Genomic DNA, 5587 nt, shown 5'->3' with positions numbered 1-5587 from the left:
ATTTGGGAAAGAGAAAATGGTAGTGGAATTTTCCATCATTTCGGAAATAAGGATTTGAGTTTGTCCGAACTCAAGAAAAATGACCAAATCAAGATCGATGGATTTGTAATTCCTGCTTCTCAAATCGTATTGGCTGAACAAATCCATGGAAATTCAGTTCAAATCGTAAGTCAAAATGATATCGGAGCCGGAATTACCCAAACTCCAATTCCTGCTGTCGATGCTTTGATAACAAATGAAAAGAACATTTTCCTTGCCATCAAAACAGCAGATTGCGTTCCGATCTTGATGTTCGATCCGATCATAAAAGTAATTGCTGTCGTTCATTCAGGGAGAGAAGGAACACGGAAAAATATTGTTCGAGAAACTCTGAAAATATTGATGAAAAATTTCAAATCAAACCCCGAAAATATTTTAGTGAAACTCGGTCCATCGATTTGTGAAAAATGTTATGAAGTTGATCAAAACACTTTTGTAAATTTTGTGAATTCAACCGGAATCGAGCAGCAATTTTCCTTTCTGAATATTAAAAAAGTTCTGCTTCATCAACTGAAAGAAGCAGGAATTTCTCTCAAAAATATCGAGAATATCGACATCTGCACTTTCGAGGATGAGAACTATTTTTCTTATCGAAGAGATGAACTGAAAGGAAGGCAGATTTCGTTGATTGGAATGCTCAATAAAGATATTTAATATTAGAAAATCAATGAAATACCAAACAATCACCAGTATCAAAATCCAGGCAGAACCCTAGTATCTTTCAACTATTATCGATCTGGTTGGAAGCATTTCCAAAAAAGCGGGATTGGAAGAAAAGCAGATAAAACAACTGCAACTTGCCGTCGAAGAAACCTGTTTGAATGTGATCAAGTATGCTTTTGATCCGGATGAAACCGATTTAATATTTCCCATCTTATCTTCCTGCAACATTCAGCACTTTTGTTTTCTTTTTGAGAAATCTCAAAACTAAATAAGCCAGCAGAGAAAAAATAAAAATTCCCAGCCAGCAATTCGAAACCTCAAACCTGCCGGTTTCTATAAAATTCCGAAAAATATGCAGGAAAACAAAACAGCAAATCATTCCGAAAAATCCGGAATATTCCATTCTCAATACTTTACGAAGCGAGAAATCCAATTCAGACTTTTTCCATTTTCTGAAATTCGGGAAAAAGGGTGGAGTTTTTTCTGACCAGTTAAAATAATCTTCTCCGAACTTCTCTTGCAAAAATGATTCTTCCGCATACATAATTCTCTCATAATAGATCCAATAAAGAAGACAGAAAATAAAGAGTAGCCACCAGGATTGCACGAATAAAATAATCCCCAGCCACATCAGGAAATTCCCGAGATAAAGAGGATGCCGAACAACTGAATAAATTCCGGTTGTATTCAAAGAATCTGCGATTTGATTTTGAGTATTCCTGCCCGAAGTCCTTCTCGGAACATGCCCGATCGTTATGATCCTGACTGCAAGTCCAAGAAAGGAAACCAGCAGGCAGAATTTGGTGAAAATCATTTCAACTAATCTATTTTCCGGTAAGAAACTGCCGGTCAGAACTCCCAGAATAACCAACGGTAAAAGCAGGAGCGGAAGATAACTGCGATGTTTAAAAAGCCAGTCTCCCTGATTTCTTAATTCATTTTTTAAAGCCATGAGTTCATAAATTATTTCATTGTTTTTTTGTAAAATAAAAGTTTTTGTGGTTGCTAATAAAGCAAAATAAATGTAAAGAACATAAAGAGACTTGACTTTATCCGGCATTTGAGAGATGGAGTTAAGTTCAAAAAAACAATCATTATGAATATTGCTCCTTTTCATCAGAGATTATTTATCTTCATTTCATTTGACAGTTTCAAATTGAAATAAAATTTAACAAAAAATTTAGGAGTTTTCTATGAAAGATCAGAAGTATAAAATCGGTGTTTGTCAGTTCCAACCAAAGTTGTTTGATATAGAACATAATCTAAAAAAAATGGAAAAAATGTTATCAGGAATAAAAGCAGACCTGATCGTTCTTCCAGAACTGGCAACTTGCGGATATGTTTTCAACAGGATCGAAGAAGTTAAGAAGGTCAGTGAATCAGCTGAAAACGGTCCGACCGGAAAATTATTCAGGGAATTGGCTTCTGATAATAACTGCAGCTATGTAGTTGGATTTGCTGAAATTGATGATGGAAAATTATTCAATTCCTGTATGCTGATCAATCCTGATGGGAATATTTTTGTATATCGAAAGATCCATCTTTTTTGTGAGGAGAAGAAATGGTTTGAGGTTGGAAATTTGGGATTTAATGTGTTCAACGCGAAAAATGGGATTAAACTCGGTTTGATGGTCTGTTTTGATTGGATTTTCCCGGAAGCAGCTCGTTCTTTATCACTTAAAGATGCTCAAATAATCGCTCATCCTTCTAATCTGGTTCTTCCGTTTTGCCAGCAGGCAATGATCACCCGTTCCATCGAAAACCAGGTTTTCACGATCACGACGAATCGAACCGGATTGGAAAAGAATGGAGAAAAAGAATTACATTTCACGGGAATGAGTCAGGTTGTTTCCAATAAAGGCGAGCTCTTAAAAAGGCTTAACGAAGATGAAGAAACGATTTTTATCACAGAAATTGTACCTCAATTCGCTGATAATAAAAATATTACAGAATGGAATAATGTGATCACGGATAGAATACCTGAATATTATGGATAGAAATTTATATGAATTAGGAAATTTTATAGTTTTATACTTGATTATTTTAAACAATTTTATTTCCTTATCATATGTAGGGATAAGAAATGCATAAATATATTAAACAAAGATTAGAAAAAATTCAACTGATCTGTGAAGATTATAATATAAAAAAACTTTATATTTTCGGTTCTTCATCAACAAACACATTTAATGAACACGAAAGTGACATTGATCTGATCGTGGAATTGAAACCAATGGATCCTCTAAAAAAAGGTGAGACTTTAATGGGTTTATGGGAAAAATTTGAGTTGTTATTTCAGAGAAAAGTAGATCTGCTTTCAAAAATTAAAGTAAGAAATCCATATTTGCAGAACGGAATTGATCAAACAAAAGAGTTAATATATGAAGCCTGATTCAAGGAAATATTTATTCGATATAAAACATGCAATATCTTTGAAAGAAGATTTTGTTCAAACAAACAATTTTTATGAATATCAACAAGATATGAAAACTAAATGTGCTGTTGAACGGCAACTTGGGATTATTGGAGAAGCAGTTAATAATTATAGAAAAATTGAGAATAAGGAATTACCTAATAGTAAACAGATAATTGCTTTACGAAATAGAATTATTCATGCTTACAACAACATCGATGATGAGATTATTTGGGCAATTATGAAAAAAATCACATTCCCAAATTATTAAATGAAATTAAAAAAATATTAGATTAGTAAAAAAGGATATCAATTTCAGAATAGCACCCATAAAAAAAGCTCGATCAAAATTGATCGAGCTTCTTTTTTAAGATGTACAAATACGTTATATTAAAGAAACTTTGACAGCCCTTGGACCTTTGTCAGTTGTTTCAACTTCAAACTGTACTTTTGCACCTTCTGCAAGTGATTTAAAACCATCACCCTCAATACTTGAGTGATGAACGAAATAATCTTTTCCGTCTTCACAAGAAATGAATCCGAAACCTTTTTTTTCGTTAAACCACTTTACTGTACCTTCAGCCATACTTCTACTCCTATTTTTTTTGGAACAAATCCTTTATAAAAGGAAAAATTCCTTGTGAAATAATTTATTATTAGATCACGAAGCCATAAGTTTTTTAGCTGATTTAATGTCAAATAAAAAATTTAAACGGATACGAAATGCTTGTTTTCAATGATTTTAGGATGTGAATCTAAGATGAAAATACAATCGATGTTATTATTTACCATTGATTAAATATCAAAACATTCGATTGTCTATCTTAATTATAGATTTTAATTATAGATTTTAATTATAGATTGTTTTCAAATCTGCAATCGCCCTCTCTGCTAATCTTTCCTTTTTCAGCTTCTTATCCTTGATTTTCTCTCCAAGTTCAGGAAGCAAACCGAAATTCGCATTCATGGGCTGGAAGTTTTTGGTTTCAGTAGTCAGATAGCTATAAAGTTGTCCTGAAATTGTCGTTTCCGGTAAAAAGTTTGAGTTAAACAGCAGACTTGATTTAAGTGTTTTTTTGATAATTTTAGAAACGATCAATCCGCTCCAGATCGATTCCGCATAACCTTCCACACCGGAAAGTTGTCCCGCAATAAAAATATTCGGTTTTTTTTTCAAAGATAGATTTTTATTCAAAATTCTGGGACTATTCAAATAAGTGTTACGATGGATCGAACCGAAACGAAGGAATTCAGCATTTTCCATTCCGGGAATTTTGCGGAAAATCCTCTTCTGCTCTCCATATTTCAGCATTGTCTGACAACCGACAAGATTAAAAGCAGTTCTGTCTTTATTTTCTGCTCGAAGTTGTATAACTGCAAAAGGTCGTTTTCCTGTTTTTGGAATTTCTAAACCAACCGGTTTCATCACCCCGAAACGAAGAGTATCTTTTCCTCGTCTCGCAAGTTCTTCAATGGGAGTACAGTTTTCATAAAATTGGAATTTTATATTTGAGAAAAATTCTGTTTCAAATTCGTGCACTGTGTGTTTTTCAGCTTTGTTCAGTTCTTCAATAAATCGAAAATACTCTTCTTTGGAAAAAGGACAATTAAGGTAATCTGCTTCTCCTTTATCATAACGAGTTTTCCTATAAACAATATTTCTATCGATACTATCAGCAGAAATTACGGGAGCGATCGCATCAAAAAAATAAAGATAATCATTCCCAATTATTTTAGAGAGATTTTTAGTCAGCTTTTCGGAAGTTAAGGGTCCTGTCGCGACAATTGACAAATCATCATTTAGTTCCGTAATTTCTTCTCGAAGAATAGTTATATTCGGATGAGATTCCATAATTTCAGTAACTTTTCTTCCAAATAATTTTCTATCAATCGCTAAAGCGTTTCCTGCCGGAACACTATATTTTTCAGCGATTGGAATCAATTTACAACCGAGAATCTTCATCTCTTCTTTCAGGAGTCCGGAAGCAGTTGTGATCAATTTTGATTTTAGAGAATTACTGCAAACAAGTTCTGCAAAATTTCCGGTTTGATGTGCTGGAGTCTGAACTTTTGGACGCATTTCATAAAGATCGACTTTCCAACCGGCATCAGCAAGTTGTAAAGCCGCTTCCGAACCGGCAAGTCCGGCACCGACTATTTTTATCTTTTTCATTTATTTATTAAACACCGAAAATCACTGAAAACACTGAAAAGCATTATAATATGACTCTTTTAAATTGAAGTTGGGATGCTCTAAAATTTATGAGTAATCCGAGTCTCAAATCAGTTGCTTTCAGATAATTCTTAACTTGAGCGAAGTGAATTTTGTCTATTGTTGAAACTGTTTTCAATTCGATAATGATCTTGTCCTCAACGATTAAATCGGCAAAATAATCTCCAATCTTAACTTTATCAATGAAATAAACTGGAACAGGAAATTGTTGTTTAATGTCATAACCTGATAATTCCAAT

General features: G+C 33.5%; 8 protein-coding genes and 1 pseudogene. 5 read left to right on the top strand and 4 right to left on the bottom strand.

All coding sequences use genetic code 11. The features are described from left to right. Together pgeF and ENL20_12960 are read left to right on the top strand one after the other, a co-directional pair. Entirely contained in the window at positions 1 to 693 is a 693-nt protein-coding gene (gene pgeF / locus ENL20_12965; protein ID HHE39459.1) for a peptidoglycan editing factor PgeF, read from the top strand. Positions 694 to 766: 73 nt separating this feature from the next. Then, positions 767 to 970, top strand: coding sequence for a hypothetical protein (locus tag ENL20_12960; protein HHE39458.1), 204 nt, complete (start codon positions 767 to 769; stop codon positions 968 to 970). Here ENL20_12960 and ENL20_12955 read toward each other — a convergent pair. Continuing rightward, positions 914 to 1819, bottom strand: a complete 906-nt coding sequence (locus ENL20_12955; GenBank protein HHE39457.1) for a DUF1295 domain-containing protein — start codon at positions 1817 to 1819, stop codon at positions 914 to 916. The two genes, ENL20_12960 and ENL20_12955, sit on opposite strands and share 57 nt — an antisense overlap. A gap of 76 nt (positions 1820 to 1895) precedes the next feature. On the opposite strand from ENL20_12955, the gene ENL20_12950 reads away from it, so the two are divergent. The 3 genes and pseudogenes from ENL20_12950 to ENL20_12940 all read left to right on the top strand — a co-directional run bounded on the left by ENL20_12950 (position 1896) and on the right by ENL20_12940 (position 3412). Further along, positions 1896 to 2699, top strand: coding sequence for a beta-ureidopropionase (locus tag ENL20_12950; GenBank protein HHE39456.1), 804 nt, complete (start codon positions 1896 to 1898; stop codon positions 2697 to 2699). Positions 2700 to 2785: 86 nt separating this feature from the next. Continuing rightward, a complete protein-coding gene (locus ENL20_12945) occupies positions 2786 to 3094 on the top strand; it encodes a nucleotidyltransferase domain-containing protein (protein HHE39455.1) in 309 nt (102 codons plus the stop codon). Continuing rightward, positions 3084 to 3412, top strand: a pseudogene (locus ENL20_12940) (DUF86 domain-containing protein). Before ENL20_12945 ends, ENL20_12940 begins: the two are co-directional and overlap by 11 nt. An 88-nt stretch (positions 3413 to 3500) precedes the next feature. Here the strand turns inward: ENL20_12940 and ENL20_12935 are convergent. The 3 genes from ENL20_12935 to ENL20_12925 form a co-directional block, all read right to left on the bottom strand. After that, positions 3501 to 3701 (bottom strand): cold-shock protein, encoded by a 201-nt coding sequence (locus tag ENL20_12935; GenBank protein ID HHE39454.1) that lies wholly within the window; start codon positions 3699 to 3701, stop codon positions 3501 to 3503. Positions 3702 to 3965: 264 nt separating this feature from the next. Further along, positions 3966 to 5288 (bottom strand): methylenetetrahydrofolate--tRNA-(uracil(54)-C(5))-methyltransferase (FADH(2)-oxidizing) TrmFO, encoded by a 1323-nt coding sequence (locus tag ENL20_12930; GenBank protein HHE39453.1) that lies wholly within the window; start codon positions 5286 to 5288, stop codon positions 3966 to 3968. Between the two features lie 43 nt (positions 5289 to 5331). After that, positions 5332 to 5587: GxxExxY protein (locus ENL20_12925; GenBank protein ID HHE39452.1), on the bottom strand; the 256-nt coding region annotated here is incomplete at its 5' end.

The sequence above is a fragment of the Candidatus Cloacimonadota bacterium genome, from assembly GCA_011372345.1.
GTDB lineage: Bacteria > Cloacimonadota > Cloacimonadia > Cloacimonadales > TCS61 > DRTC01.
The sequence above is the reverse complement of the archived record's forward strand: the minus strand, read 5'-3'. Positions and strand labels throughout refer to the sequence as shown.